The 25,317-nt window shown below is 65.8% G+C and carries 31 protein-coding genes; all 31 read right to left on the bottom strand.

The window, feature by feature from the left end; genetic code table 11:
• Positions 1-9: 9 nt before the first annotated feature.
• The 31 genes from IHV84_RS10435 to IHV84_RS10285 all read right to left on the bottom strand — a co-directional run bounded on the left by IHV84_RS10435 (position 10) and on the right by IHV84_RS10285 (position 25,048).
• On the bottom strand, positions 10-660 hold the full coding sequence (locus tag IHV84_RS10435; RefSeq protein ID WP_198846809.1) for a hypothetical protein: 651 nt from the start codon (positions 658-660) through the stop codon (positions 10-12).
• A 76-nt stretch (positions 661-736) separates the two neighbouring features.
• Positions 737-997, bottom strand: a complete 261-nt coding sequence (locus IHV84_RS10430) for a hypothetical protein (RefSeq protein WP_198846808.1) — start codon at positions 995-997, stop codon at positions 737-739.
• Positions 998-1,013: 16 nt separating this feature from the next.
• The gene (locus IHV84_RS10425) at positions 1,014-1,421 is read right to left on the bottom strand and encodes a hypothetical protein (RefSeq protein WP_198846807.1); all 408 of its coding nucleotides are present in this window, start codon (positions 1,419-1,421) and stop codon (positions 1,014-1,016) included.
• A 106-nt stretch (positions 1,422-1,527) separates the two neighbouring features.
• Positions 1,528-1,866 (bottom strand): hypothetical protein, encoded by a 339-nt coding sequence (locus IHV84_RS10420; protein WP_003050341.1) that lies wholly within the window; start codon positions 1,864-1,866, stop codon positions 1,528-1,530.
• Between the two features lie 94 nt (positions 1,867-1,960).
• Complete coding sequence (locus IHV84_RS10415; protein ID WP_198846806.1) at positions 1,961-2,650, bottom strand: DUF3275 family protein; 690 nt, start codon at positions 2,648-2,650, stop codon at positions 1,961-1,963.
• A gap of 56 nt (positions 2,651-2,706) precedes the next feature.
• A complete protein-coding gene (locus IHV84_RS10410; RefSeq protein ID WP_198846805.1) occupies positions 2,707-3,624 on the bottom strand; it encodes a DUF3577 domain-containing protein in 918 nt (305 codons plus the stop codon).
• A 62-nt stretch (positions 3,625-3,686) separates the two neighbouring features.
• Positions 3,687-5,195 carry an IS66 family transposase gene (locus tag IHV84_RS10405; protein WP_370541249.1) on the bottom strand — a complete coding sequence of 503 codons (1,509 nt, stop codon included), beginning with the start codon at positions 5,193-5,195 and terminating at the stop codon, positions 3,687-3,689.
• A gap of 71 nt (positions 5,196-5,266) precedes the next feature.
• Entirely contained in the window at positions 5,267-5,599 is a 333-nt protein-coding gene (gene tnpB / locus IHV84_RS10400) for an IS66 family insertion sequence element accessory protein TnpB (protein WP_157896472.1), read from the bottom strand.
• Positions 5,596-5,991, bottom strand: a complete 396-nt coding sequence (locus IHV84_RS10395) for a transposase (protein ID WP_094098297.1) — start codon at positions 5,989-5,991, stop codon at positions 5,596-5,598. Before IHV84_RS10395 ends, tnpB begins: the two co-directional genes overlap by 4 nt.
• Positions 5,992-6,444: 453 nt before the next feature.
• Positions 6,445-7,395, bottom strand: coding sequence for a CDF family Co(II)/Ni(II) efflux transporter DmeF (gene dmeF / locus IHV84_RS10390; protein ID WP_198846803.1), 951 nt, complete (start codon positions 7,393-7,395; stop codon positions 6,445-6,447).
• A gap of 47 nt (positions 7,396-7,442) precedes the next feature.
• Positions 7,443-7,715, bottom strand: coding sequence for a metal/formaldehyde-sensitive transcriptional repressor (locus tag IHV84_RS10385; protein ID WP_198846802.1), 273 nt, complete (start codon positions 7,713-7,715; stop codon positions 7,443-7,445).
• A 317-nt stretch (positions 7,716-8,032) separates the two neighbouring features.
• On the bottom strand, positions 8,033-8,377 hold the full coding sequence (locus IHV84_RS10380; RefSeq protein WP_198846801.1) for a DUF3085 domain-containing protein: 345 nt from the start codon (positions 8,375-8,377) through the stop codon (positions 8,033-8,035).
• A gap of 94 nt (positions 8,378-8,471) precedes the next feature.
• Positions 8,472-8,690, bottom strand: a complete 219-nt coding sequence (locus tag IHV84_RS10375; protein WP_198846800.1) for a hypothetical protein — start codon at positions 8,688-8,690, stop codon at positions 8,472-8,474.
• Positions 8,687-9,499: a GTPase gene (locus IHV84_RS10370; RefSeq protein WP_198846799.1), complete on the bottom strand. Its 813-nt coding sequence runs from the start codon at positions 9,497-9,499 to the stop codon at positions 8,687-8,689. Before IHV84_RS10370 ends, IHV84_RS10375 begins: the two co-directional genes overlap by 4 nt.
• A 285-nt stretch (positions 9,500-9,784) precedes the next feature.
• Complete coding sequence (locus IHV84_RS10365) at positions 9,785-10,063, bottom strand: uridylate kinase (RefSeq protein WP_198846798.1); 279 nt, start codon at positions 10,061-10,063, stop codon at positions 9,785-9,787.
• 90 nt (positions 10,064-10,153) lie between these two features.
• Positions 10,154-10,870, bottom strand: a complete 717-nt coding sequence (locus IHV84_RS10360; protein WP_198846797.1) for an ABC transporter substrate-binding protein — start codon at positions 10,868-10,870, stop codon at positions 10,154-10,156.
• A gap of 75 nt (positions 10,871-10,945) precedes the next feature.
• The gene (locus tag IHV84_RS10355) at positions 10,946-11,632 is read right to left on the bottom strand and encodes a hypothetical protein (RefSeq protein WP_198846796.1); all 687 of its coding nucleotides are present in this window, start codon (positions 11,630-11,632) and stop codon (positions 10,946-10,948) included.
• Between the two features lie 171 nt (positions 11,633-11,803).
• The gene (locus IHV84_RS10350) at positions 11,804-12,196 is read right to left on the bottom strand and encodes a hypothetical protein (RefSeq protein WP_198846795.1); all 393 of its coding nucleotides are present in this window, start codon (positions 12,194-12,196) and stop codon (positions 11,804-11,806) included.
• A gap of 22 nt (positions 12,197-12,218) precedes the next feature.
• Positions 12,219-12,440 (bottom strand): hypothetical protein, encoded by a 222-nt coding sequence (locus IHV84_RS10345; RefSeq protein ID WP_003120032.1) that lies wholly within the window; start codon positions 12,438-12,440, stop codon positions 12,219-12,221.
• 334 nt (positions 12,441-12,774) lie between these two features.
• Positions 12,775-13,332 carry a hypothetical protein gene (locus tag IHV84_RS10340; protein ID WP_058160822.1) on the bottom strand — a complete coding sequence of 186 codons (558 nt, stop codon included), beginning with the start codon at positions 13,330-13,332 and terminating at the stop codon, positions 12,775-12,777.
• Between the two features lie 243 nt (positions 13,333-13,575).
• A complete protein-coding gene (locus IHV84_RS10335) occupies positions 13,576-15,186 on the bottom strand; it encodes a DNA cytosine methyltransferase (RefSeq protein WP_198846794.1) in 1,611 nt (536 codons plus the stop codon).
• Positions 15,187-15,717: 531 nt separating this feature from the next.
• Complete coding sequence (locus IHV84_RS10330) at positions 15,718-17,742, bottom strand: DNA topoisomerase III (protein WP_198846793.1); 2,025 nt, start codon at positions 17,740-17,742, stop codon at positions 15,718-15,720.
• A gap of 276 nt (positions 17,743-18,018) precedes the next feature.
• Positions 18,019-18,471 (bottom strand): single-stranded DNA-binding protein, encoded by a 453-nt coding sequence (locus tag IHV84_RS10325; RefSeq protein WP_003120036.1) that lies wholly within the window; start codon positions 18,469-18,471, stop codon positions 18,019-18,021.
• A gap of 73 nt (positions 18,472-18,544) precedes the next feature.
• On the bottom strand, positions 18,545-19,072 hold the full coding sequence (locus IHV84_RS10320; RefSeq protein ID WP_198846792.1) for a DUF3158 family protein: 528 nt from the start codon (positions 19,070-19,072) through the stop codon (positions 18,545-18,547).
• Entirely contained in the window at positions 19,069-19,863 is a 795-nt protein-coding gene (locus IHV84_RS10315) for a PFL_4669 family integrating conjugative element protein (protein WP_003090099.1), read from the bottom strand. The genes IHV84_RS10320 and IHV84_RS10315 overlap by 4 nt, the downstream gene beginning before the upstream one ends.
• Positions 19,864-20,175: 312 nt before the next feature.
• Positions 20,176-21,414, bottom strand: a complete 1,239-nt coding sequence (locus IHV84_RS10310) for an STY4528 family pathogenicity island replication protein (RefSeq protein ID WP_040277056.1) — start codon at positions 21,412-21,414, stop codon at positions 20,176-20,178.
• Between the two features lie 3 nt (positions 21,415-21,417).
• Complete coding sequence (locus tag IHV84_RS10305) at positions 21,418-21,978, bottom strand: DUF2857 domain-containing protein (RefSeq protein WP_003090097.1); 561 nt, start codon at positions 21,976-21,978, stop codon at positions 21,418-21,420.
• A 14-nt stretch (positions 21,979-21,992) separates the two neighbouring features.
• Positions 21,993-23,672 (bottom strand): ParB family protein, encoded by a 1,680-nt coding sequence (locus IHV84_RS10300; protein WP_198846791.1) that lies wholly within the window; start codon positions 23,670-23,672, stop codon positions 21,993-21,995.
• Entirely contained in the window at positions 23,665-23,934 is a 270-nt protein-coding gene (locus IHV84_RS10295) for a hypothetical protein (protein ID WP_040277058.1), read from the bottom strand. Before IHV84_RS10295 ends, IHV84_RS10300 begins: the two co-directional genes overlap by 8 nt.
• Positions 23,918-24,793: a ParA family protein gene (locus IHV84_RS10290; RefSeq protein WP_198846790.1), complete on the bottom strand. Its 876-nt coding sequence runs from the start codon at positions 24,791-24,793 to the stop codon at positions 23,918-23,920. The genes IHV84_RS10295 and IHV84_RS10290 overlap by 17 nt, the downstream gene beginning before the upstream one ends.
• 42 nt (positions 24,794-24,835) lie before the next feature.
• On the bottom strand, positions 24,836-25,048 hold the full coding sequence (locus IHV84_RS10285) for an AlpA family transcriptional regulator (protein ID WP_003090093.1): 213 nt from the start codon (positions 25,046-25,048) through the stop codon (positions 24,836-24,838).
• Between the last annotated feature and the right edge of the window lie 269 nt (positions 25,049-25,317).

The raw sequence follows: 25,317 nt of genomic DNA, 5'->3' as shown, positions 1-25,317 counted from the left end.
GAGGGTGGGTCAAGCTGCTACCGCTTCCGGCGTCCAAATCTTGGCCGGATACGGATAGGCGGTGAGCACGTCACTGCGGATCAGGGAGCCCAGCGCCAGGCTCAGCGCCGGCACGTCGATGGTGAGCCGATGACCTTCCAACGGCCCGAGGGCGAACGGAAGACGGCCCAGCATCCCGCGGGTTTGCAGCAGTTCCAGCACGGTCTCGCGCCAGTGATCGAGCAGCGGCAACGGGCCGGTGTCCCGCACCAGCATCCACAGGCGGTCAAGCCTGTGGGCGCTGTCGCGTGGCAGCAGTGCCAATGCGCTGGCGTTGGCCTTGTCGGGCTTGACGCAGCGCCGGTCGAACAGCCACACGTTGGACAGCGAACCGAACAGCGTTCGCCGGTAGGCGCGCGTGATGCGCTTTTCCAGGCGATCGACGTTGCCGATGAATACCGGGACGCTGCCGCCCTGGTCGGTGATGACGTGGAACTGGTCCAGTCCCTGCTCGTCGCGCCCGAGGGTCAGGCGTGCAAGGAACTGCTGGACGGCGGTGTCCCGCGCCCAGATGGACAGGAAGATCAGGTTGCCCTGGTCATCGCCGACGCAGGCGTCGGCCATCACGTCGGGGCATTCGTCGATGCGGTACAGCGTGGTGGATGAAGTGTGTGCAGTCATGGTGGTGTCCTCGGATAAGCGGGAACAGCACCGCCCCCAGGGGGAGGTACCGCCCCAGGGGGTGGAAGAAATCCGCTCAGTCCGGCTCGAACTGCCGGGTGTGCGGGTTGAAGTGAAGCGGCTCGTCCGCCGAAGTGATCGGCGTGAAGCCTTCCAGGTAGATGTTGTTGAGGTACTGATCGCGGTAGGTCAGCGCCTGCCGCGCCTGCTCCTCGGTGAGGCCGTTGTCGATGAAGTACGCCAGCATTTCCTCGTCGGAGGACACCTCGTCGTTGGACAAGCTGCCTTCAACGAGTGCCAGCAGCGAGGGCGGAAGCGTTGCCAGGATCGGGTCCATGTCGATTCCTCCTGACTCAGACCATCGGCGTCGCGGCGGGAGCCGTGACAGCCGTGGGTGTGCGCCGCCGGGCGTGGTAGGCGCGAACGCCTGCACGCCAGTCGGCGGACTGCTCCGGTGCGAGGTCCAGATAGGACAGCGGGCACGAGTAATAGTACGGATGCATGGACTCTTCCAGCGGTTTATAGCCCCACTGGTTGCCGCTGCGCTCAAGCAGATCGCAGCGGATGTAGCGCAGGGACTGGCCCGGCGCGAGATCACGATGCACACCTTCGACCTTGGCGGTCAGTTCGACCACGGACCACAGCACGTTGCCGCGCAATGCGTGAGCGATAACCTTCGCGCTGACGCGCTCGGTCTGCTGTGGTGCGATCAGTTCCGTGATCAGTTCAGACCGCGATTGGGGAGAGAAATACCAGCCCATGAGAGGCCTCCTCGAAAAGTTGAGCTGGAGGCCTCCCCGTGGGGAAGAACCCCCAGTGGGTGATGGAATGCCGCAGGTGCAGCGAAGGAAAACCTATGCCTTACCCTTAGTCCCAGTCGTCATCGTCGCGATCACAACCGGCCGGGCAGCAGCCGAACTCGATCCCATGCGAGCAATAGCCATGCTCCGCATTCCAGTCCTGGGTTTCCTGCCGTTCGGCCGGTGTTGCGTAGTCCCATTCCTGTGCGATCTTCAGCGCCTGTGCGCGCTGTTCTTCGGGCAATCGACCGAGTTGCGCGTCGATCGCCGAACTGAAGCGTTCGACGTAGTAGTCGTGAGACAGTCCGCAACCCTTGGTGGCTTGTGCGGCTGCCGTCTCGCAGAGAGCCCGCCACGCGGGTTCATCCAGCGCGGAGCGGGGGATATCGCAAGCGATGGTGGACATGATGAAGACCTCCAGAAGATGGTCAGTGCCTCCCCCGCATGGGGAAGGAACCCCGGCGGGTGGATGAAGAACACCGCGCATGCGGCGTCTGCGATCACGCGGGTTGTGGTTCGACCTGACGGCTCCACTCCTGCGTCTTGAAGTCCAGCGCGTAGCCCAGCTCGCCCAGGCGGGCGATCTGCGCGCGCAGGGTGCGGCGGTCGATGGTCGAATCCAGTTTCACGGACTCGCCCAGCGGCCACAGCAGGCCGAACATTGCAGTGTCACCGTCGTCGGTACTGCCAAGGGCAGAAGCCGCAGCAGGTGGCGGCGCATCCACGCCAAAGGGCGTGGTATCGACCATCGGGTCCGCGGACGCCTGCACGGGTGCAGGCTTGGCGGGCCTCGATGCCTTGGCGGTCTTGGCCGGCGTTGCGGCGGGCTGCGCCCCCAGCTCTTCATCGAGCGGATCGACGTCCTGGCTGGCGAAGCTGCGCGCCTCGTCACGGCTCAGCTTGTCGATGCCGTTGAGCGTCATCCCGTCGAGGCTGGCGCGGATCTCGAACCGCATGCCGCCGCCCACGGGGTAGGACTTCGGGAAGATGTAGCGGATGACGAATTCCCCGTCGTACTTGCCTTCGGGGTACTGTTCCAGTTCGGGATCCTTGACCTCGAACACACCGAGGTGCGTGTTGAGGCGGCCGACCGTGAACGGGCCGTTTCTGCCGCGGATGGTGCGCAGCGTGAGCTGGCCGGGGACGATGATGGGCGAGACAGATTTCTCGGGTGCCGATGTGGCTGCCATGATGGTTCTCCTTGCGAATAGGAAAAAGGCAAGGCCCCTCGCGGGGCCATGCCGGATCAGAGCGAACCAGCCAACGCCGGCTCGTGCTGCTCGACGCCATCTGCGGGTTCGCGCTCGGCGGGTTCGGCAGGCAGGTCGGCGGCTTTGCCGGTGGAGTCCCCGGCTTCGGGCGTGGATGAGTCCTGGGCCTTCGGCGCCTCGGCTTGTGCCTGGCTCGCCGGGTAGACCTGGGTGCCGTCGATCTTGATCAGACCGATGTGGACCAGCGTCGATTCCAGGCTCGCTCCCGGTTCCCCGGCGCGCTCGCCCTTGGTGCGGATGTACGGATCGACCTTCATGTCGTTCAGACCGAATGCGATCAGCACCTTGCGGTCCCCTTCGATCGCCTGCACGCACCGGCGAACCAGGTGCCCGGCTTCAGGGGTGGCGACGATGGTGTCGAAGTACCGGTACTCCGGCTCACCGACAGGCCCGGCCAGTGCCGCGATGCAGCACGACAGGAACGGATCGCCATCCTTGGGGGTGACGTCCTTCGGACGGCTGAGGTAGCCGATGCCGCGGGTGATCAGTTCGTGCGTCCCGATCGAAGCCAGTTCGGCCCGGTCGATGAGCTCGGCCTTGAGCAGCCGCGCCTTGAGGGACGCGGCGGCCTGGCCTTTCTGCTCGCCCTTGTCGCGGATGTACGCATCGGCCCAAAGGTCGCCGAGGCGAAAGCGCACCAGCGGGCGCTGCTTGGGATCGTCAATGCCGATGTAGCGCTCGACCAGCTTCTTGGCCTCGGCGCCCGAGACCTTGACGTCGAAGTAGCGGTAGCTGGGGTCCCTGGCGGGGCCGACCAGCGCGGCGATGGTGCATGCCAGGAATGGCTGCGCACGGCGGCCGCCCCGGACGGGAACCTCGCGGGCTCGCTGGAGGTAGCCGATGCCCGAGGTGTGGAGGTCGAAATACGATTTCTCGTTGGACGTGGTGTTCATGGTGAATCTCCGTAAGCACGCGGCGATCCCAGGTTGACCTTTGCTGGTCTCGCCGTTATTGATCAGGCGCTCACAGCTTGCCAGCGATGCGGCAGCAATTCCTCGATTCGGCTGGCCTTGTGCGTGGGCAGTCGTGTCAGCACATCCTGGAGATAGGCATAGGGGTCATGCCCATTCATGCGCGCCGACTGGACCAGACTCATCACGGCCGCCGCGCGCTGGCCCGCGCGCAGGCTGCCGGCGAACAGCCAGTTGGCTCTGCCAATGGCAATCGGACGGATCTGGTTCTCGATCCAGTTGTTGTCCACGGGCAATTGCCCGTCGCCTGTGAAGCGCGTCAGCGCGCTCCAGCGCCTGAGGCTGTAATCCAGGGCCCTGGCAGTCGCCGAGCTGTCCGGCAGCTTCTGCCGCTGCAATGTCATCCAATCGTGCAGTGCATCGAGCACCGGCTTGGTGTGCTGCTGCCGGATGACCTGGCGCTGATCCGTGTTCAACTCCTTGACCTCGCGCTCGATGTCGTAGACCTTGGCGAACTGCTCCAGCGCGAACCCGGCAATCTGGCTTTTGTCCGCCGCATGCAGCTCAAAGAATTTGCGCCGCGCATGCGCCAGGCAGCCCGCTTCGGTCATGCCTTGTGCAAACCCTGCTTTGTACCCGCCGAAGTCATCGCATACCAGGCTGCCGCGCCAGTCTCCGAGGAAGCGGCGGGCGTGCTCGCCGGCCCTGGACTCGCAGAAGTCGTACACCACGGCCTTGATGTTTTCGAAGGAGCCTGGTGCGTAAGCCCACAGGTAGGCGCGATGCGTTGTACCTTTGCCAGGCTTGAGCATTTGCACCGGCGTCTCGTCGGCATGCAGCACGCGGTGGCTGAGTATTTCAGCCTTCAGCGCATCGACCAGTGGCTGCAGTCGCACGCCGCAGGTGCCGACCCACTGCGCCAGGGTGGAGCGAGGAATGGCCAGACCAGCGCGAGCAAAGATGGCTTCCTGACGGTACAGCGGCAGGTGGTCGGCGTACTTGGCCACCAGCACCTGGGCCAGCAGGCCTGTGGTGGGGATGCCCTTGTCGATCACATGCGCTTCGACCGGTGTCTGGGTGAGGGTCTCGCACTTCGCGCAGGCCCATTTGCCACGCACGTGGCGCTCCACGGTGAACACGCCGGGCACATAGTCCAGCTTCTCGGCCACGTCTTCACCGATGCGTTGCATCCGGCAGCCACAGGCGCAGGTGGTTGACTCGGGCTCGTGGCGGATCTCGCGCCGCGGCAGATTGGCTGGCAGGGGCTGGCGTTTGGGCTGCTGCTTGGCCTCGGGGGCCGCTGCTGGCGGCTGCAGGTGCTCGATCTCGACAGCGACCGCCGCCAGGTCGGCCTCGATCTCGTCTTCGAGCAGGCTGCGCTGCTCGGGGTTGAAGCGCTCGGACTGGGCCGCGAACTTCATGCGCTTGAGCAGCGCGTTCTCATGGGTGAGCTTGGCGTTGAGCGCCTGGCTGTGGCGCAGCTCGGTGCGCAGGCGCGTGGTCATCTCGCGCAGCTGCTCGGCGCTCAGATCATCCAGGGATTGCGGCTGCATCAACATGGCAGGCAGTGTGCCAAGGAAGGCCCTGCGCTGTCATGCGCAGATCCACGGATTGCGCGCCGGCTTTAGACCATGGTGATGATGCCGGCGTCTCCCATTCGTTGCCATGGCAGTCCTAGCACCAGGGCGTCGAGTTGGGAGCGCTCCAGCTGCCAATGGACATCCACCGGCGCAGGCCAGGCGAACTTGCCCTGGTGCAAGCGCCGAGCCGCCAGCCAGATGCCGATGCCGTCGTGCACCAGCACCTTCATGCGGTTGGCGCGCTTGTTGGCGAACAGATAGGCGTGGTGGGGATGGGCAGCACCGAACACAGTGACCACCCGGGCCAGCGCCGTGTCGGTGCCGGCGCGCATGTCCAGCGGAGCAGTGGCCAGCCAGGCGGCGTCGATGCGGATCATCGCAGCCACTCGCGCAGCCAGGCGGCACACGACGGGGCGTCTTCCAGTGGCCAGTTCACCGTGATCGTGCTGCTATTGCGACGGACCTCTACACGGATGTCGCGTGGTAAGCCCGCATGCTCGGACGCGGGTGCAGATTGTGGCTGGGCAGCGCGTGTCAAGGGTAAGGCGACGAATTCGTTGCCAACCGCTGGCTTGCACTGGGCAAACTGCTCACGCAGCCAGCGATGAACAATGTTGGCATTGATGCCGTGCGCCAGGGCTACGCCGGCGACAGATGCGCCGCTGACTTGGCATTGCGCCACGACCTGGGTTTTGAGTTCTGGGTTGTAGTAACGCCGCTTGGGGCGTTGGGCGATCGCCTCGTTCGCCATGGTGTGCATGATTTCCATCGTGCACACGATGCCCGCTCAGTGAGGCTATCTCAAGATGGGATTGCCGGACGCATACGAATCTCCATGGGGATGAAGCGGAGACACACCGGCCCACGCATGCGGGGAAGGGTGCGTAACCCCGCGGTGGGTTGATAAGGCGAAAGCATCCGCCACCAGAGACTGGTGGCCGCTCGCGGACGGATGCGGTGCGAGCTGGCTCGGTCACGCAGTGGGAACTGCGCGGCAACCTCGAAGACCGATGGTTGCAGGGCATGTCGCTGACAACGTCAGCAGGCATGGGGTCAGCATGGACGGACCTCTCGCGCGCGGCTGCAATCAATTGGCATTCGGGCGCTTCCCTTTTCCACGCAGCCGTGCTTGGGCCGGTGGATCACCCAAAGCTTGCAGGCGGCAATAGATCGGGTTCATGACCTAGCCTACCAGGCGATGGCCTAGTTGGAACGCAGACGATCATGCAGCCGCTCCGCGCTGCACCTCGATGGTGACGTGCGCTAACTCGTGGATATGGCCGAGCAGCGCCTTGTAGTGCGCCGGCTCCTGGGGGTCTCCGACCACCAGCGAGACGATGGCCGCGAATTGGCCGGGACCTACTTGCCACACATGCAAATCCGTGACTTTGCTGCCTGTGGGCGCGATCGCCTCCCGGATCTCCTGGCGCACTTCCTCTCCCTCGGCCGCTGCGTCAAGCAGCACGCTGCCGGTGTCCCGGATCAGACTCCATGACCACCGCGCGATCACCAGCGCGCCGACCACACCCATGACCGGATCGGCCCACGTCCAGCCATAGCTGCGCCCAAGCAATAGCGCAACGATGGCCAGCACGGAAGTCATGGCGTCGGCCACGACATGCAGATAGGCCGCGCGCAGGTTGTTGTCGCGGGCGTCTCCGTGGTCATGATCGTCATGGTGGTGGTCATGGGCATGATGGTGATGATGCCCGTGATGGGCATCATCATCTTTGAGCAGCCAGGCGCAGATCAGATTGACGGCCAGCCCCATCACGGCCACTGCGATCGCCTGTTTGAAATCGATGGGGATGGGTTGGGTTAGCCGCACCAGGCTCTCCCAGCCGATCAGCAACGCCACCAATGCCAGCAGCACCGCGCTGGCAAAGCCTGCGAGGTCGCCGAGCTTGCCTGTGCCGAAAGTGAAACGCGGATTGCCTGCGTGCTTGAGTGCAAAGCGGTAGGCCAGCGCGGCAATAAGCATGGCGCCCGCGTGTGTGGACATATGCCAGCCATCGGCCACCAGCGCCATCGAGCCAAAGACAGTGCCTGCAACAATCTCCACCAGCATCATGCAGGTCGTGAGGCCAATCACCAGCCAAACCTTGCGCTCGTTGCGCTGGTGGTCATTGCCGAGTAAATAGTGGTCGTGGCCCAGTGCCGGGGTGTTGGTCATCTGCCTGTCCTGGTCGTTGGATTGGGAGCCGTTTGCGGGCGGCCGGGCTATTTCATGTAGGCGCGAATGACCTCGATCATTTCCTCGCCGCCCTGGCGCCGTTCCTTGTCGCTCGGCGCGTCCATGACGTGCTCGCGCAGGTGGTCTTCCATCACCTCGGCCGTCAGGCCATTGAACGCGCCACGCACCGATGCGATCTGGCGCAGCACCTCAACGCAAGTGGCCTCCGCCTCAAGGGCGCGTTCAATACCTTCCATCTGCCCCTTGATGCGGCGCACACGGGCAAGCAGCTTGTCTTTCTGGCGAGTGGTATGTGACATGAAAGTCTGCCGTTTTATATAGCCTAGGGGACTATATTATCATCACCACTTGCAATGCACCCTTCCCCATAAGTCGTGCACCCCCTGGCCACCGGATTGGGCAGGTACTGGCGTTTGCGGATCCGTGTCTCGAACGGTTCACCCTGCCGGCTGGTTCGGTGAAATCGAACAGCATGAAGCCATATGCATATCGGCGGGCCGACAACTGCTGCAGGCTAAGGTGACTGGAGATGAGCGCGCACGCGGTAGCGGCCGCGATGCGAAGAAAAGAAAGCACCCGATGCGGGGGCTGCGTGGGCCGGGCGGCGCTTGCCGCTCTATTCCGGAGGAACCGCGTCCATCAGCAGGTGCGTGGCGGTGGCGGTCAGCAGCAGGTCGTGCGTGCTGTGGCGGATGTGTGAGAAGGCGGGGAACATCGGGTCGAAATCCGCCTCGAAGTCCCTGTAGCCCATCTCGGCGTGGACCAGATCCCACCAGTCGTCGGTATCCGGGTTGCAGCCGACGGCATAGGCCAGCCGTTTGAAACTCAAGTCAGGGTGGCGCTCACCTTCCGCGGCGAAGATGCACACGCCACGATCCTTGGCGAGGATGACACGGCATTGTTTGGCGACCGCCTCGTTCAGCACCGGGCGCAGGTCGGAACCTCTGAATCGCAGTGACATGGTTGAAATCTCCTGTGTGGATGAAGAAAAAGAGAAGCCCCCCACCCGAAAGGGTGGAAGGCAAGCAGGGGGAAGTTCTCGGCAGGCTGCGAACTCAGCGGTAGTACCGCTGGGCTTCCTGCCACGGGATGAAACCGGCGTCGTTGCCAGACGAGATCGGAAGATGCAAGCGCCGGGTCTCTTCCATCGAGAAGCGCGTCGCCTGGTCGAACTCGACCCAACAAAACTCGTTGGACCAGAAACCCGCGCCGTCGTTGAGGGCTGACTCGGTGGGTGAATACACCACCCAGCAGTCGCTCGACTCGCCCGTCATGCCGCAACCGCCTGGCGTTGCCGCGCAGCCTTGGCGTCGATCACGTTCACGGCGATCTGGTGCCAGCGGCCGTCGTCGATGAGCTGTTCCAGCACCTCGCCGAGCGAGTCGAAATACACCTCGCCGCGACGGTCAACCAGTTCACCATCACGGCGCAGCTCCACCGCGTAGGAGTCGCCCGCGCGGTCGTACAGGATCGTCACCCGACCCTCGAACTTCGCGGTCGAGACCGTGAAGCTGATCGCTGGAGGCGTGTCAATGATCTTTGCGGGTTCGGGATCGACCCATGTGAAATCGCGGGCACCTGCATCGACCAACATGTGGGCGATACGGCGGAACCGGTCGGGTGCCGGCAGTTCTTCCAGCTGCTGGATGAGCTCGCCAAGCTCCTGGCACTGCGGTGCGGGAATGGGCAGCTTGGCTGGCGCGGAACCGAGGATGTGCCTGGTGATGGTGTAGGGGCGGCCATCCGGGCCCGTCTCTGTGACCACTTCCGGGGTATCCGCGCGCAGGCCATCGAAACGGCGCCGTGCATAGGGCACCACGTGCACTTTGGCACCTTCGCAGGGAACGGTGGTCACCAGGTGGGGATCAAGCACCGCGAACTCGCTGGGCTTGATCTTGACGACGATGGCATCGTCGTTGGCTGCGACCACCTTGCCGTCGAAGGGCTTGGGATCGACGGCGAAGCCCAGTGCCGAGGACTGCGGCTGATCATCGTACACGCGGTATTTGAACGACCGCACGTTGCGGGGCACATGGCCTGCGACAAGCGAAGGCAGCACGGATTGGATGAGGGAACGGTCCATGGGACTCTCCTTGGGAAGAACAAGGGAGTTCCCGCCCAAAAGGGAGGGATCCCTTGTGGGTGGCGTGGATGGACGCAGTGCGTCCGTGAATGAATGCGACCGGCGCGGTTTCCCGCACTTGCAGCCTTGAAGGTCTCGGCTGCCTGGGCATGTGTCGGCAACGCCGACGGACATGGCGACAAGAATGACCCCGGAATGTTTGGCCCGCCTGCAGGAAACGGCAGTGCGCCGCACCCGCTTTCCAGCAGACAGAAAAACCGCCCTCGGATTGAGGGGCTGGTGGGGTCAGGCGTCGTACACAAAGCAGTGCGCGCGCTGGCGCGGGAAGAAGACGTGCTTCCACGAGTCGCCGCTGGTGCTGCCACCATCGAAGACGACCATTTCGTAGTTATCGATATCGGTGTCCGCCAGGTCGGCACTGTCGATTGGGTGCATGCGCAGCGTGCCGTGCATGCGCTCGAATACCAGGATCTGGCCGATGGCGTCGTCTTGGCTCATGGCGTTGACGCAGGCTCCGAGCTGGTGCTCGAAGTCGGCGGTGGGCGAGATGAGATCGGGGAACATGGAGTTACTCCTATGAGAATGGATCAGCCCGACTCCCATGGGCGCGGGCTGCATGTGGGAATCAAGAAAGATTGGCGTGTCGCGCGGCTGCTAGGACTCGATCAGCGGCAGGCCCGGCAGCAAGGGCGCGTCGCCATCGAAGATGAGGATGCGCACATCGGCCTGACCGGCCAGTTCAAGGACGTTCGCCAGATCGTCCGGCATGCCCTTGTTCCGGTGCTCTTGCCGGAGCTGCGCAGCACTGATGCCCTCGGAAAGCGCTAGGTTCTCGTCCGTCCAGGGCGTGGAGATCAGCTTGACACCGATCGCCGGGCTGTACGGCACCCGGAAGGCGATGAACAGAAAGGCCGAAGGGGTGGCGAGATCGGCCAGATTGGCGAGGTAGTGCCAGGCTTCGGTGCTGATGTGCTGGGCACTGACTTCCCAGCACCGGCTGTAGACACCCGTCTCGAACGCCACCCGCTGAATCACCTCACGGGCCGCTTCCTCGGAATAGGTGTCGCCCACGTGCGCGGGTTTCCCATCGAAATCCTGCCCTTCGATGGCATAGACCACCGAGCGCACGATGCCGTCCGTCTGGTGTTGAGCCTCCAGCTCCGGCGGCACGTCCTGGCCCTCGGTGATCAGCGCATGGTCGGCGCCGAACAGACAAGGGAATCGCGCCACCTCGTCATCGGGCAGGTGGGCCCGGCAGGGATGCAAAGGCCGCCAGACGGGCGGGCTATCGTCTTCCCAGGTGATGAGCAGCGTGCGAACGAATCGCAGGTTCCGGTAGCCGCGAACAAAGGGGTTGTGAAACTCGGACATGGAATGCCTCCTTGGAGAGGTCACCGAGGCCACTCCCCGCCGGGGACGCCCCGGTGGGTGGAAGGAAAAAATGCGTCAGCGAGAAGTGCTCGCTGGCGTCTGGGCCAGCCGTTCGGCGACCCGACGGCGCACCGTCATGCGAAACGGCTCGTCGCGGATGCCTGCGAGCAGGCTGGCGGCTTCCAGCGCGATCAGGGCCGAAGCCTCTTCGGCGTCGGCGGCCAGAATGGCCTTGCGCAGTTGCTCGCCCAGCTGGAGCTCCTGTGTGGATGACCTGGAGACCTTGAGCTCCCGGCTCAGGTAGCAACCATCGCCGCCGAACTCGAACAGCTTGGGCTTGCTGCAGTGCCAGCAGCCCTCGAACTGGATGGCGACCAGGTTGTGCCCGTCGTTGAGGCAGGTAGCAATCAGAAGCAAGGCTTCCAGGTCGGTGCTGTCCTCGAACCGGTGGTGCTCGATCAGGTTCTCCAGTTCCTCGTCCTGGTCGGTGCCGAAGTGCACGGCCATCCGCTCCAGCAGAGGCGCAAGCATCGGCTCGTCGCCATCGGGCATGGGGATGCCGAGCTGCTTGGCCAGGGCTTCGAGCCCATCCTGCACATCCGACCATTGCGGATCATTGGTTTCGGCGATCCGGGCGATGTAGGCCAGCCCGTCGCCAGGGTAGTTCTCGTCCAGTGCGAAGGCACCGAACAGCGCCTTGATGACGGGGGTCACGCGGTCGAGCATGAGAACGCCGGTGCCTTCGTAGTAGTTGTTTGCCATGGTGGCTCCTTCGAGATACGAGCGGAGCCAGCCCGTGCGGACGGCGGCATCCGCAGGGAATAGCCCAAGGCCGGTGGCCGGGGCGGTGGAGAAGAAATCGAGGGACATGGCCTTGTGGGCGCATGTCCCTCACGGGGGAGAACGTAAAGCGGTGGTATGCCGGAGACCGGCTCACCAGCCGTTGTAGTTCAGCAGCAGATCGGCGATGACCCTGCGGCGTGGCAGATCGAGACCGTCGAAGTCCGCCAGCCCGTGGAAGTGGCAGCGCTTGAGCATGGCACCACCCTCGCGGGCGTCGTAGAAGCTGAACATGGCCGACAGGAACATGCGTTCCCCGCTGCTCAGGACGCCGAGCGCGTCGATGGCCCGCAGCAGGTTGGGACGCAGGTCCCACTTGCTCTTGGCCTGGTTCAAGCCCTCACGGGTGCCGTCGCCGAACCATTGCGGGCCAGCGATCTCGACACCGCGCTTCCAGGCCTCGAAGAAGGCTTGTGGCGCGGCAGCGAAATGCTGCTCTTCCCGCTGGATCTGGTCGACGATGTCCTGTGGCAGTAGCTGGTTCATGGCGTGATTCCTTGCAGATGGATCAGGGAATGGCGAGCTGGGACCAGCCGCCTCTTTCGAGGGCACGTTGAGCCGCGGCATGGCTGCGGAAGTACTCACGAGATTCCCGCGAGACGGGACCTTCGGTATCGCGCGTGCCGATGTAGTGGCCGGCGGCGCTGTGCAGGACTTCGAGCGGCAGGAACTTGCCGCAGTAGGTCAAGGCCAATTGACCGAATCGGCCGAAAGAGGCTTGCTGGGACATGGATGGGCTCCTTGGAAAAGCGGGGCCCTGTCCCTCACGGGATGGCAGCTCCCGCACGCGGTTGAAAAAAAAGCATCAGCGTCTTGGGAACGCGCGTCCGCGCAATGGATGCGATGCGGACTGGTGGGTTGCGCGGAGAGAACCCCGCGGCAGCCTGAAACCCTGGCTGCTGGCATGTGCTGACGAATCAGCGAACATGCGAGCAGCTTCGTGAGGGTGCCGCGCCACGTCAGTTGGAAATCGGCATCTGGTCCAGCCCCGATTGATGTGCGCAGGGACAAAGAAAAGCCCCGCAACGAGTGCGGGGCGGTCATGACGGTGCGGTGAGGCTGGATCAGCGGGGCTTGTCGCCCAGGACATGCTGCTTCCAGATGGCGAATGCCTCGTTCGCTGGCAGCTCGGCCAGGATGACGATGGGCTGGTCCTGTCGGCTGCGCAGCTTTGCGAAATATGCCGCGCGTTCGGCAATGGCCTTGAGCTTGATGCCCTTGAGGAACAGCAGCCGGCCGTCCTTGATGAACAGCACCTTGTTGCCGATGTCGCGGTTGAACGCGGTGCGCAGCTTGCGCTCTGCGTGCATGGCATCGGCCAACTGGTCCACGAGGAAGTCGAGCGTCATGTCGATGAGAAGTGGCTCGTCGTCCTCGCGCTCGACGTCGAGCGATGCCGGCGGCAGGCTCTTGGCAAATTCCTCGGCTTGGGCCAGCAGCGCGGCCTGGCCTTGCAACGCGCGCACGAACGTCGAGCCGCCGTGTCCGTCATTGCGGGCTTCGGCGATGGGCCTGCCGTCGAACATGACGGTGGCGGTGAAGCACAGCGTTTCCTCGCTCGCGAAATCCGCGACCTTGAGGTTCTTGAGCGTGATGCGGTCTTGTCGGGTGATGGTGTCCATGGAAAGTCCTGATATCGACCGGGTTGACGACACGCCCCTGACGGGACGCGGCATACATCCCGTGGGTTGGAGGAAGGTGGCATCGATGCCCGGTGGGCAGCGTTCGCCGGAGAGATGCCGGGGCGAACTGGCGGGTGGCGTGGGAGGAACCCACGGCAGCCTTGACACCCTGGCTGCTGGCTGTTGCCGATGCGTCGGCAATGCAGGAGGGAGGATCACGCGGCCCGCCGGCCGCGTCGTGCATCAATCCGAAGCGCTCGATCCCGTCTTGTGCAGGCACTGCACCAGCCGCTGGCCCAGCCACGCGACGCACGGCACGGCCATGGAGTTGCCGATCGCCTTGTAGCGCGGCGCGTCGGCGGAGGGCCTGCCGCGGTACGGCACCAGCGTGTAGTCGTCGGGCATGCCTTGAAGCCGCTCGCATTCGACCGGCATCAGCCGACGCACCCGCCACTGCGACCAGTCGCCCGGACCGGGGTTATTCCAGTCGTAGCGGAAATGTGCCTCGAAGTCCGGTGCCAGCACATGGGGCTTGTCGGCACCGCCGCTGCTGGTGCGCAGCGCGGTCGAGACGCCATCGCCCAGTTCAGCGGCCAGGCCTTCGGTGCGACCGCGCAGCGCCACGCCGATCACCATCGGCCGGCCTTGGCCCGGCTTGCCGCCACCCGTGGAGAGCGTCCCGGCAAGCTGGCCGTGGCCGGATTCCAGCCGCAGCTCGCCGCGCGAGTTCTGCGCGAACGCGATGGCCGGCACCACGCCGGCGTTCGCGTGGCTGAGGCGATGTCCGCCGGCACGCAGCGTCGGTGCATGGTTCGTCGTCGCGTCCGCCCCGCAGCCCTGTGCGGTGAAGGCGATGATCGGCACGCCCTTGCCGGTGCCGTCCTCGCTGCAGCCCTTGCCGCCGTTGGCGGTGCTGAGCGTGTGGCTGATGCTGCCCGCGATGGACTGCGCCACTAAGGTCTCGACCTCGAAGTCGTTCTTCGGGCCGGGCGCCGCGGTCAGGCAGGCCGCGACGTCGATGGGTCCTGCGGTGTTGCCCCCACCGAATCCGAACGTCACCGTGGCCTTGCCGTAGGGCTGCTTCAGTCCTGCATATCCAGAATACCCGCCTGCTGCCGCAGCGCCCGATCCAGCAGCGCCGGCAGCGTCTTGCCACGGCGCGAAGCCCGGCGAAGAATCCCAGCGCACGCCGTCGCACTCAAAAAGTACCTCGGCGGGATCGACGCCACCTCCACCACTTGCCACAAGAAACACGCGACGGCGCCGTTGGGCGACGCCGAAATGTTGAGCATCGAGCAAGCGCCAGGCGATGCGGCGCCGGGGTCCAGACACACAACCTGCGTGCGCCCATTTTTGCCCTGGCGGTTCGAGCGCACGGCTTTCTCCGGCCAGTGCTCCCAGGAAGTGCCCGAAGGCGTTGCTGCGGTCGCTGAGGACGCCGGGGACGTTTTCCCAGACGAGCGTTGCCGCCGGGCGGCGGTCTTGGTGGCGGGTTTGGTCGATGGCATTTGCAAGCTCCACATAGGCAAGGGTCAAGGCACCACGGGGGTCGTTCAGCCCCTGGCGCGCGCCGGCCACGCTGAACGACTGGCACGGCGTGCCGCCGACCAGGATGTCGGGCGCAGGAACGGTGCCGGCGCGGACCTGGCGGGCGATCGCGGTCATGTCGCCCAGGTTGGGCACGCGGGGGTAACGGTGGGCGAGCACAGCGCTCGGGAACGGCTCGATCTCGGCGAACCACGCGGCTTCGAGGCCGAGCGGTTGCCAGGCGAGGCTCACGGCCTCGATGCCGCTGCAGACGCTGCCGTAGAGCAGCGGCGTATTGCGCGGCGGTGCGCAAAGATTCGGGTGCATGTCGGTCTCCTGTTCGTATGGCGCAGGGCCATCGCCCTGGCCGGGGCGTTGAAAGGCAGGAGAAAGGCGCCGAAGGCCCCAGGGGCCTTCGGCTCGGGAGGAAAGAAGAACCACCCGTGGGCTGATTGGCAGGCCCGGTCGTCGCTAGAACCGTCTGCTCATCCAGCAATCACACCCGGCCCATGTCGTGGCTGGGGCCGGCATCGTCTGGCGCACATCCGCGCACAAAGGGAGCCCGTTTTTGCGCCGGCGGGCACCGGCACCGAATACCGCTGACCGCGAAGGGTCTCCGGGTGGCTCGCACAGGCAAGCCATCGGGGGACCCTTCGCAGAGGGCGGAAGGAATGCAGACGAGGAGAACGCGCGGGGTGCGGTTCGCGGAGAAGCCACCTTCAGGTCCCACGGCCGGGGACGGCCGGACGGGACGCGCACACGGATCAAGAAGGCGTTGCGCGCTGGGCGTCCCGCAGGGCATGCGGGACACGGGCCACGCCGCCGATGGCGGGCACGGCTCACGGGGAACGGGGTCGGTCAGGCGCCCTTGCGGCCGCTCTTGCGTGGACGCGAGGCACCACGCCTGGACGTGCCGGTCTCCACCGGCAGCGTGCCTTTGCAGTCGGGGTAGTGACTGCACGACCAGAACGGGCCGCTCTTGCCGGTGCGCTGGCGCGTGGGTGCGCCGCACTGCGGACAAGCCGGCCCGTGGGGAATCTTGATGGACAGGGACGTGGTGCTGTACTGCGCGATCAACTGCGAAATCCAGGCGGCCTGCTTGCTGATGAACACGTCCAGGGTGAGTTGTCCGCCCTCGATCATGTCCAGCGCCTGTTCCCAGACGGCGGTGGTGCCGGGGTCGGCAATCGCCGCGGGCACGGCGTCGATCAGCGTGAACGCCGCATCCGATGCGCGGATGGAGCGCCCCTTCTTCACGATATAGCCGCGGGCGATCAGCCCGCTGATGATGTTGGCCCGCGTCGCCTCGGTACCGATGCCCGTCGTGTCCTTCAGCTTCTGCTTCAGGCGCGGGTCAGTCACGAAACGCGCAACACCCTTCATCGCCTTGACCAGTTCGCCCTGGGTATAGGGCTTGGGTGGCATCGTCTTGAGTGCCTTGATGTCGGCCCCGGCGATCTGGCATGCCATCCCTTCGCGCAACGCGGGTAGTACCTGGCTGCGTGCAGAGGCGTCGCCGTCCTCATCAGCTCCGCCTTCAAGTTCGGGCTCGGCCAGCACCAGGCGCCAGCCCTTGACGACGACCTGCTTGCCCGTGGCCACCAGCTTCTGCTGGCCGCAGGAGAGATCCGCCACGGTGCGGTCGAACCCGTGGTGCGGGAGGAACTGGGCCAGGTAATGTGCCCGGATCAGCCGGTACACCGCCCGTTCCTTCTCGCTCATGGCGGAGAGATTCGCGGGTTCGAGCGTCGGGATGATGCCGTGGTGCGCCGTCATCTTGCCGTTGTTCCAGGCGCGCGAGCGCTGGGTGCGGTCGAGCTGGCCCATGATCTGGGCCAGCGTGGGATCGGTCTTGAGCAGGCTGTCAAGGACCGTGGGCACTTCGGCGAACATGCTTTCGGGCAGGTAGCCCGAATCCGAGCGCGGGTACGTCGTGGCCTTGTGCGTCTCGTACAGGGCCTGGGCGATCTCCAAGGTTTCCTGCACGTCCAGCCCAAGCTGCTTGGAACAGACTTCCTGCAAGGTGCCCAGGTCGAACAGCAGCGGCGGGCCTTCGCGCACGCGCTCGGTCTCGACCGACACCACCTGGGCACTGCCCGCGGCGCGGATCTGCTGCGCGGCCTGCTGTGCGACGGGCTGCTGCAGGCAGCGGCCGGCGGCGTCGGTGCTGGCATCGGGTGCCACCCACTGCGCGGTGAACGTCTGACCGCCTGCGGACAGGGACACGTCGATGGCCCAGTACGGCACGGACACGAAGGCCGCGATCTCTCGGTCGCGGTCCACCACGAGTTTGAGCGTCGGGGTCTGCACACGCCCGACCGACAGCACGCCGTCGTAGCCGGCCTGCCGCCCGAGCACGGTGAACAGCCGGCTGAGGTTCATGCCCACAAGCCAGTCGGCGCGCGAGCGCGCCAGCGCCGAGTAATACATCGGCAGCGTCTCGGCCGAGGGCCGCAGCTTGGCGAGCGCGGTGCGGATGGACGCATCGTTGAGCGCCGACAGCCACAGCCGTTCGATGGGGCCGCGGTATCCGCACAGGTCGATGATCTCGCGGGCGATCAGTTCGCCCTCGCGGTCGGCATCGGTGGCAATGACGAGATGGGTCGCCTTCGCCAGAAGCGCTTTGACAACCTTGAATTGCATGGCGGTCTTCGGCTTGACCTCGACCCGCCACTGCTGGGGAATGATGGGCAACTGCTCCAGCGACCAGCGCTTAAGCGCCGCGTCATAGACCTCGGGTGCTGCCGCTTCGACGAGATGGCCGATGCACCAGGTAACCGTGACGCCGGAACCGTTGAGGCAGCCTTCACCGCGCTGCGTGGCGCCGAGAATCCGGCCGATGTCTTTGCCCTGGGAGGGCTTCTCGCACAGAAACAGCCGCATGTCCGTCCATCCGCTTCCCGTTGTTCATGGAGTTGCTGGGATCGAGGATGCCGAGCGCCTGTTGGGGCAGCAGCAAACAAGCCGCATGCGGCGGCGACCGCTTTCACGAGATGGGATGGCTGCGGCGGGGATGGCGTGCGGCCGGCGATGTGCGAGTCGGGAGCCGCGATGTTCGGGAGCGCGTGGAAGCCGGTGGACGCTGGTGGCGCTATCCCCTGGGGATAGCTCGCGAGGACATGGGGGGCGGCAACGTACTGCGGCCGCCCCCCCGCCGGATCACTTCCTGCGCTTGGGCTCCTTCGGCGCAGCCGGTTCCTGGGCGGCCTGGGGCTTGGGCTGCGCGTCCTGTGCGGTCTCCTGCGATTTGGGGCTCAGGACGACGGACTCGATGCGGAACGGCAGGATGCCGACGCTGCGTGCGTTGATCTGCCAGGTCTCGCGCGGCTGATCCTCGTTGTCCGTCCAGGGTTCGCGCTCCATGCGGCCGACAACCAGCACGCGCATGCCTTTCTGGTAGAGGTCCTTCCAGTGCGCGGCGTCGCGGTGCCAGATTTCCACCGGCGCCCAGAAGCCGCCGCGATCCTCATAGTCGCCGCCCTTGGTGGGAACGGGGTTGTCGAAATACACGTTCAGCCGCAACAAGCGCCGCGGTTCGTCGTTGCCGTTGGGGAACTCCCGGTACTCGGGGGGCGAGCCGATGTTGCCTTCGCCCGAAAAATGCGTGCTCATGTTGCAATCTCCTTGGTGGTTGAAATACCCGCACCTGGTCGGCGCCGGGCGCGTGCTGGGATGCCCGGCGCAATCACCGATCGCGCATTGCGGCGGGAAAGGACGTGAGCCGGCGCAGGTAGGCGTCTTCCGCCTCGGCGGCCTTGCTGGCGCACTCCTGTGCCTGCTTGCCCAGGGTGTGCAACAGGCTGATCTGCATGTTCAGCGTGATGCGCTGCAGCTCGATCGCGTGCAGGTCGGCCAGCAGGTTGACCGGCGTGCTGGTGCTCGCCATCAGCTCCTGCCACAGGGCCACGCCCATGGCCGAGCGGTCGTGCCTGCGCCAGCGCAGGAACGTCGTTCCCGAGCCAGTGGTCTGCTGGGCCAGTTCCACGGGCAGCAGGTGGAAGGGATGCCCACTGGCCTGTTGCAGCACTTGTCGCTGCGCCAAGCCGATCAACTCGTCGCGCATGGCGAAGCACTGGCTGGCCCAGGCCTCCAAGTCCCCTTTACCTTTAAAAGGCTTTAAAAGGCCTTTTAGAGAGGCCGCGTGTTCCAGGCGCATGAAGGCTCCCTGTTGCAGGCCCCGGAAGTAGCGGGTCGGCTGGTTCAGATCGCTCATGCGGATTCGTCCTCGCCGGCAGTGGCTGCGTTTTCGGATGGGTCGGCAGCAGCGGCCGCATCACCATCGACGCTGGTAGCGGCTGCGGCAGGACTCTCACCGCGCTGTTGCAGACCACGGCGCACGATGGGTGGCGCAAACTTCGAGCGGCGCGTGCCTTCGAGCACGTCCTGCGGCAACTCGCCGAACTTCTCCAGCGCGGCCCGCGCTGCGGCATTCTTCGCCGCGAAATCGTCGCGGGTGCAGCCCGAATAGCGATACTGCTGGGCCAGCGAGAACAGGCTGCGCAGCGCGTGCGCGCCCTCGTTGAGCCAGCGCTCTAAGGTGCTGCGGTCGATCAGCGCGGTGTGGTGGGCGAGGATCAGCTTGCGCGCGATGTCGTCGTAGTCGGCCAGGAGATAGACAGCGGCAAAGCCCAACTGCGCATTGACGAACAGCGGCAGCTTGACGGGCTGCACGTTGAGGTTCTCGCCCAGGGTCAACGCGGCGGGCACGCCGGCCAGGGCCTGGTCCACCTGTTCGCGCAGCGTCTGCAGCGTGGTCTTGGTCTGGTCGAGCTTGTCCTCGATGCGCAGCATCCACCAGTCGCTGTACGGGTCGTCCTGCTCCGAGCCGCGCTTCATTTTGTTCATGACGGCGATGTAGCCGTTCAGGCCGACGATGCCCGGTCGCCCCTCGGCGGCGGCGCGGCCATGCCAGATGCGCGAGGCGTGGTGGGTGTGCAGCGTCAGCGACATTGCGCTGCGCAGGGAGCCGAGGTTGAGCTGCAATGGTTCGTTGCTGGTTGCCATGGTGATCGCTCGCTGGTGGACAGGGAGCCGCCAGCATCCGCATGCGGCGGAAGGCAGTCAGTCAACAAACCGAAATGAGCCGGCCCCCGGTTCTGTGCGCGCTGGCGGCGCAGCGCGCAACGGTCCCCTGGGGACCGCTCCGCAGATGGGCATTCACGTCGGCGCTCCGGGCCTCGGTCGTCGACGGGTTGCGTGCTGCACCGCACGTCGCGCTGCCGTTCGATGCCATCCTTCGCAGCACGGCCGTCCCCAGGGGACCGTTTCTGCCGACCGCCATGGAGATCTACTTCACGGCTTTGACAAGCCCTGTGCTCAGGTCTTGCGCAGCAGGTCGCGCAGGCGCTCGATGTGCTGCCGGGCCACCTCGGGCGGTACGACGTTGCGCGGCGGCTCGGGTGGTGGCGCTCGCGCCGCCGATGGTGTTGGCGCTGCCGGGCCGGTCTGCTTGGCCCACGCATTGAACTCGCCTCGCATGGCGCGCTGGATGATGCCGAACAGGTACCCGGCGGGGTTGCGGATGCCATGCTTGCCGCACCGTGTGACCCATTCGTCCAGCACGGCCTGCCGCAGGGCAGCGTCCACCTGCTGCAACGCCATCCTGGCTCCGGCCTGCTGTTCCGCCTTCAGTTCCGCGAAGCGCTTGGGCCATTGCAGGTCGCCCAGCGCACGCGCCTGCGCGGAAGTACGTACTTCATTTATACGACTACTACGTACTGTACGGTCCTGCTTCGGATTCCGAAGAGCGCCGTCTGGCGCGGGTTTCGGCCCTGCTTCGGACTCCGAAGAGGGGCGTTCGCCATTCCGAAGAAGGCTCGCAGGCCCTTCTTCGGAATCGTGGATCGCATCCTCCTGTGGATAACTTTCGGAGGCGGTGATGCCCTGGGCGGCCAGGCGCTCGGCGAGCACTTGCAGCCGCGACGGCAAGGTGCGTCCGGACAACATCGGGTCGTCCGCGATCTCTTGGAGGGTGTTGAGTCCCACCACCTGAACGGCCTTGGCCGAATGCCCCAGCGACTGGCTGACCAGGGCCAGGTAGTCGGCGTCGAGCTGCATGGCCTCAAACGGTGTCAGGGGTTCGTCGTGCAGGACATAGAGGTTTCCGAGGATGCGGCCGGTCTTGGGGTCGCGCCGTCGTCGCACGAGGCTCAGCCAGCGCGTCAGGCGCAGCAGCGTCAGCGCCCGCGCGACGGTCTCGTGGGAGGCCTGGCCTGCGCAGGGCATCGACGCCAGCCACGGCCGCAACTGCTCATAGGTCGGGAACGCCGTGACGCCATCGTCGTTGAGCATCAATCGGAACACCTGCCAGGCGTTGCGCTCCAGCGGCGTCAGGCGGCGGTCGAGGAACAGCCGCCGCGGCACGCTCTCGTGCCGATTGCCACTGAACAGGAAGGCGTCGCCGGACGTGGGAGGCTTGGGCGTTGGAGCAGGCAGGGACGCGGGAGCGCCAGAGCTGGGCTTGGGCGCGAGGTCCTTCAGCGCAGCGTCGAACAGGTCGGCGAGTGCGATGGGGCCAGGGCGCTGGGCTCGTGGGGCAGTGTCGTCCACGGCCATGGCCTAGCCCAATCCCTGATCGACCCAGTTCCTGATCGCGGCCCAGACCACCGAGAGCGGCAGTGACATGCCCTCGGCCAGGTCCATGGCCGCATCGAGAATCGAGGTCTCGTCCTCCAGATCGACGTTCCTGCTGCTGGTCACCGCCTTCCATTGCCGCCACAGTTCGGTGTCCTGGGTCTCGTCCAGGACGGGGTGGCGCCCCTTGCGCTTGGGCAGGCCGAGGATCTCCCGCCGCAGGGCGACTTCCTGATGGGTCAGGCCATAGAAGCGGCTGACCATCTCCGTGCTGGCGCCCAGCCGCAGCATGCGATCGACTGTGGCGATTTCCTTCTCCACGTCCTGCGCCTGGTTGAGCAGGCGCTGCAGCACTTCGCGGTTGACCGTGACCGAGCACCACGAGACGCTGGCGTTGGCCAGCACGCTGATCAGCGCGGGGTGCTTGAGCGCATCCAGCTCGGCCTCGCCGAAGCCCATGGCCTTGCAGCGGCGCAGTTGGCCGTTGCGAAGGTCATACAGCGCCTGGGCGATCACGGCCTGGTTGAGCGGATGCGATGTGGACATGCGGCCTCCCTAGCTCACGTCCCGGGCGCCGTGGTGCCGGCTTCCAGGTCCAGCAGACGCCGGGCCAGGCGCAGCAGCCGAAAGAGCTTGACCAACGCCGCGTCGCTCAAGCGCCTTGCGCCGCTGCCCTGGCCTTGACTCTGGCCGTGCAACAGGGTCGGCAGGTCGGCGGCGAGCTGCGCGCCGTCCAGGCCCGCTTCGGCGACGGGCTGACCCGTCAGGGAAGCGAGCAGCGTCAGCACCGCGCGGCCGAGCGGCGACGGGGCTTGGCCGCGGGCGCGGCACGCAAACCCGATGCCATCGGCGCGATCCTCGATGCACTCGTCCAAGCCTGCCTCCTCGGCGATCTCGCGCGCGAACTGCGCGATGTGGATGCGCAGCCGATCGGTCGTGTCCAGGCCGGCGTCGATGTACCAGACGTCGGAGATCGGATAGAGCCCGCCGGCTTGCACCGGGATGGACTGCAGCACGCTCGCCGAGAAGTCGGGCGGCAATGCATCGCCCAACTGGTCGGCGACCATGCGCTGGATCGACTGCAGCCGTTCGGTCGTCGGTGCCGGCGAGACGATGTGCTCGCGAAGCAGATCGCTCGGTGCAGCCGCCGGGCTTCCCGTGGCCGCTTCGCCAGCCGCCGTGTCGTCGTGGCGCAAGGTGGGCTCGGACGCCGGAGGGCTGGCGGGAGGAGGACCGGCCGCCGCTGCAGGCGTGGCGATGGACGATGCTGCGCCCGGGGGAGTCGGCGTGCTGGCGGTGGGCGAAGGCAACGCCGGCGGCGCCGCAGGTGGCATCGGGTCGCTGACCAGCGCCCGGTGGCGGCTTTCCGATTCGGTCAGGTCCAGCGCCAACACATCGTAGCCGACGCCCAGCAGCTCGGACATCTGGCCGATCAGCTCGTCCTGCACGCGCTGCGGCGCGAACTCGTCGCCCTGCGTGTCGAACTGCGCCAGCACCTCCTGAAAGAAGCTGTCAAATTCCAGCGGCAGCGTGCGGTTCTTGGCATAGTGCTCCCAGGTGCGTTTGCAGGCCGTGCGCATGACCGATAGCCGCTCGACCTGGTGGCGCCCCAGGCCGCCATAGAGCACAGTGGGAATGGCGGGCAGCAGGTAGCGCACCGCGTCGGCCATGCGGGTGATGTGTGACCGCTGGACGGGGAAGCCATCAGCCGCCAAGCGGCGGGCCAGTTCCGACTGGCTCAGGGCGGCGCTGCTCTCCTGCTCGTAGAACTCGCGTGCCTTCTCGACGCCGAGCGCGCGCTCGATGAATGTGAGGCCGCCGCGCAGTTCGTTCTCGGCAAGATGCCCGGTCAGCGCGACGATTTCACCGCGCTGGGGCCATGGCCGGAACAGGCACGATATGCGGAAGAAGCGTTCTTCCTTGGTCTCCGACCAGAGTTCGCGCAGGATCGCCAGCCGCGTGTTGCCGCCGTTGCGGATGATGTAGTGGTCCTCGCCGGGCCGGCGCGTGATGGCCGGCGCCGCGTCCAGGCCGCGCACGCGGATGGACGCCTTGATTTCCTCGTAAGCCGGGTTGCGCTTCATGCGCGGGTCATGGTCGTAGGGCCGCAACTGGTCCAGCGTCACGACCATGGGCGTGTCCGCGATCGGGTCGCTCAAGGCCGTAGCCGCTGGGCTGCTGCGCTCGAAGCCGGCCGCGAGCAGCTTGCTGGCCATGTCCTGCGAGGTCATGTCAGCCATGGCCGCACCCCTCGCAGTCCCCGCGACCGCCGGCCGGCGCCGTGCGGGCCTCTCGCTCGGCGCGGCGGATCTGCGCACGGGCGTTCAGTTCGGCCCGGTGGTCACTCGCGGTCGAGCTGGTGTAGATCGCCGCGCAGCCGGCCTTGGTGAACTTGAGGTGCCCGCCCGGCGTGCGCTTGACGTGCCAGCCTTCACCGACCGCGAACTCGATCAGGGAACGCAGCCGCTTGTGGCCGCGGGCCAGCTCATGTGCGTTCGCCATGGGGCCTCCCAGGATCAAGAGGTCGCTGCGGGCGGCCGGATACTTGAGCCAGTCGGTCCTGCCATTGCGGGAACAACTCGCTGGCGAGCGCGCGCATCGTGTCGAGCGCGGCAGGGGCGACTCTGCCGGCCGGCTGGCGGTGCTCGACCCGATGCACCGGCAGGCCGCGCGTCGCGGCCCGCGGATAGGCTTCGATCGCGGGCACGTCGGTGGCGAGTACACGGATACCGGCATGGTCCTGGAACAGGTCGCGCAGGGCCTGCTGGATCAGTCGGGCGTTCGCCGACACCGGGTGGACGCGGTTGATGAGCAGGTGCAGCGGCGGCGGTTCGATGCCCAGGTGCCGGTACGGCGCAATGTCTTCGAGCAACTGAATGGTGCCGCGTCGAAGCTCCCGGGCCGCGAGTATTTCCGGCGTGACGGGCGACAGCGCAAGGTCGGAGGCGAGCACCGCCATCTCCAGCAGCACGGAACGCGCGCCCTGGGTGTCGATCAGCACCAGGTCGTAGAGGGGAGCAAGCGCTGGCAGCAGATGCCGCAGCCGCAGGCGGCCATCCGGCGCATGCAGCAACAAGGTGTTCAGCTCGCCCCGATGGTCGTTGGACAGCACTAGGTCCAGGCCCGCGATGATCGTGCCGGACACGAGCTGGTCGAGGTCGCGCTCGTTGAAGGCCAACAGCTCATAGATGCCGCCCGGCGCACGCTGGGTCAGCTCGTAGTAGGAGGACAAAGTGGGCTGCACGTCGAGATCGAGCAGCAGTACGCGCAGGCCCGCGTCCGCGGCGAGCCCGCCCAGGTTGGCGGCCGTCGTGGTCTTGCCGACGCCGCCCTTCGTTGAAATGATGGACACGACCTGCATGGCGCTCTCCGGCTAGGAATGGGAAGTCCGCGGGAGAGCGGGTCAGGTCCGGTGGTTGAGGCGCTCGGCGATCCACTGGTCGATTTCGATCGAATCCCAGCCCACAGCGCGCACGCCCAGGCGCAGCGCCTGGGGGAACTGGCGCTTCTTCATCAGGTTGTAGATGTGGGCGCGTTTGAAGCCGGACTTCGCTTCGACCTCATCGAGGCGCAGGATGCGGCGCTCGTTCGGCGGGAGTACAGGTGTCTGCGACATGGCGGTCACTCCTGAACGCTCGGTGGCGTTTGTTGGCGTGACCTCTATTCAATAGACATGGCTGCGGAAAGACATTGCAAATGCAATCTCCGCGATTGCACATACAAGCTGGAAAAACTTCAGAGGGATGCGCTACGCAGCCGGCGCCTTGCAGTGGCGAACTTGCCGTTCAACGTCCGCTCCGCGATACCCATGGCGCCGCCGTGATGAGCAACTAGTGTCCTGAGTTAAAAATTCATTGAATTATTTTCCCTAACGGTGATCAGTCG

It is taken from the genome of Acidovorax sp. IB03 (genome assembly GCF_016406015.1).
Taxonomy (GTDB): domain Bacteria; phylum Pseudomonadota; class Gammaproteobacteria; order Burkholderiales; family Burkholderiaceae_C; genus Acidovorax; species Acidovorax temperans.
The sequence above is the reverse complement of the archived record's forward strand: the minus strand, read 5'-3'. Positions and strand labels throughout refer to the sequence as shown.

Bases quoted from the DNA above. Each gene is read 5' to 3' on its own strand.
- IHV84_RS10360 (WP_198846797.1), bottom strand. From the start codon at position 10,870: ATGTCCGAGTTTCACAACCCCTTTGTTCGCGGCTACCGGAACCTGCGA.
- IHV84_RS10320 (WP_198846792.1), bottom strand. From the start codon at position 19,072: ATGAGCGATCTGAACCAGCCGACCCGCTACTTCCGGGGCCTGCAACAG.
- IHV84_RS10395 (WP_094098297.1), bottom strand. From the start codon at position 5,991: ATGGAAATCATGCACACCATGGCGAACGAGGCGATCGCCCAACGCCCC.
- IHV84_RS10300 (WP_198846791.1), bottom strand. From the start codon at position 23,672: ATGGCTGACATGACCTCGCAGGACATGGCCAGCAAGCTGCTCGCGGCC.
- dmeF (WP_198846803.1), bottom strand. From the start codon at position 7,395: ATGACCAACACCCCGGCACTGGGCCACGACCACTATTTACTCGGCAAT.
- tnpB (WP_157896472.1), bottom strand. From the start codon at position 5,599: ATGATCCGCATCGACGCCGCCTGGCTGGCCACTGCTCCGCTGGACATG.
- IHV84_RS10370 (WP_198846799.1), bottom strand. From the start codon at position 9,499: ATGGACCGTTCCCTCATCCAATCCGTGCTGCCTTCGCTTGTCGCAGGC.
- IHV84_RS10295 (WP_040277058.1), bottom strand. From the start codon at position 23,934: ATGGCGAACGCACATGAGCTGGCCCGCGGCCACAAGCGGCTGCGTTCC.
- IHV84_RS10385 (WP_198846802.1), bottom strand. From the start codon at position 7,715: ATGTCACATACCACTCGCCAGAAAGACAAGCTGCTTGCCCGTGTGCGC.
- IHV84_RS10305 (WP_003090097.1), bottom strand. From the start codon at position 21,978: ATGTCCACATCGCATCCGCTCAACCAGGCCGTGATCGCCCAGGCGCTG.
- IHV84_RS10375 (WP_198846800.1), bottom strand. From the start codon at position 8,690: ATGACGGGCGAGTCGAGCGACTGCTGGGTGGTGTATTCACCCACCGAG.
- IHV84_RS10355 (WP_198846796.1), bottom strand. From the start codon at position 11,632: ATGGCAAACAACTACTACGAAGGCACCGGCGTTCTCATGCTCGACCGC.
- IHV84_RS10415 (WP_198846806.1), bottom strand. From the start codon at position 2,650: ATGGCAGCCACATCGGCACCCGAGAAATCTGTCTCGCCCATCATCGTC.
- IHV84_RS10425 (WP_198846807.1), bottom strand. From the start codon at position 1,421: ATGGGCTGGTATTTCTCTCCCCAATCGCGGTCTGAACTGATCACGGAA.
- IHV84_RS10345 (WP_003120032.1), bottom strand. From the start codon at position 12,440: ATGTCCCAGCAAGCCTCTTTCGGCCGATTCGGTCAATTGGCCTTGACC.
- IHV84_RS10290 (WP_198846790.1), bottom strand. From the start codon at position 24,793: ATGCAGGTCGTGTCCATCATTTCAACGAAGGGCGGCGTCGGCAAGACC.
- IHV84_RS10420 (WP_003050341.1), bottom strand. From the start codon at position 1,866: ATGTCCACCATCGCTTGCGATATCCCCCGCTCCGCGCTGGATGAACCC.
- IHV84_RS10380 (WP_198846801.1), bottom strand. From the start codon at position 8,377: ATGTCACTGCGATTCAGAGGTTCCGACCTGCGCCCGGTGCTGAACGAG.
- IHV84_RS10285 (WP_003090093.1), bottom strand. From the start codon at position 25,048: ATGTCGCAGACACCTGTACTCCCGCCGAACGAGCGCCGCATCCTGCGC.
- IHV84_RS10350 (WP_198846795.1), bottom strand. From the start codon at position 12,196: ATGAACCAGCTACTGCCACAGGACATCGTCGACCAGATCCAGCGGGAA.
- IHV84_RS10310 (WP_040277056.1), bottom strand. From the start codon at position 21,414: ATGGCCGTGGACGACACTGCCCCACGAGCCCAGCGCCCTGGCCCCATC.
- IHV84_RS10335 (WP_198846794.1), bottom strand. From the start codon at position 15,186: ATGCACCCGAATCTTTGCGCACCGCCGCGCAATACGCCGCTGCTCTAC.
- IHV84_RS10330 (WP_198846793.1), bottom strand. From the start codon at position 17,742: ATGCGGCTGTTTCTGTGCGAGAAGCCCTCCCAGGGCAAAGACATCGGC.
- IHV84_RS10410 (WP_198846805.1), bottom strand. From the start codon at position 3,624: ATGAACACCACGTCCAACGAGAAATCGTATTTCGACCTCCACACCTCG.
- IHV84_RS10315 (WP_003090099.1), bottom strand. From the start codon at position 19,863: ATGGCAACCAGCAACGAACCATTGCAGCTCAACCTCGGCTCCCTGCGC.
- IHV84_RS10340 (WP_058160822.1), bottom strand. From the start codon at position 13,332: ATGGACACCATCACCCGACAAGACCGCATCACGCTCAAGAACCTCAAG.
- IHV84_RS10405 (WP_370541249.1), bottom strand. From the start codon at position 5,195: ATGCAGCCGCAATCCCTGGATGATCTGAGCGCCGAGCAGCTGCGCGAG.
- IHV84_RS10430 (WP_198846808.1), bottom strand. From the start codon at position 997: ATGGACCCGATCCTGGCAACGCTTCCGCCCTCGCTGCTGGCACTCGTT.
- IHV84_RS10325 (WP_003120036.1), bottom strand. From the start codon at position 18,471: ATGAGCACGCATTTTTCGGGCGAAGGCAACATCGGCTCGCCCCCCGAG.
- IHV84_RS10435 (WP_198846809.1), bottom strand. From the start codon at position 660: ATGACTGCACACACTTCATCCACCACGCTGTACCGCATCGACGAATGC.
- IHV84_RS10365 (WP_198846798.1), bottom strand. From the start codon at position 10,063: ATGTTCCCCGATCTCATCTCGCCCACCGCCGACTTCGAGCACCAGCTC.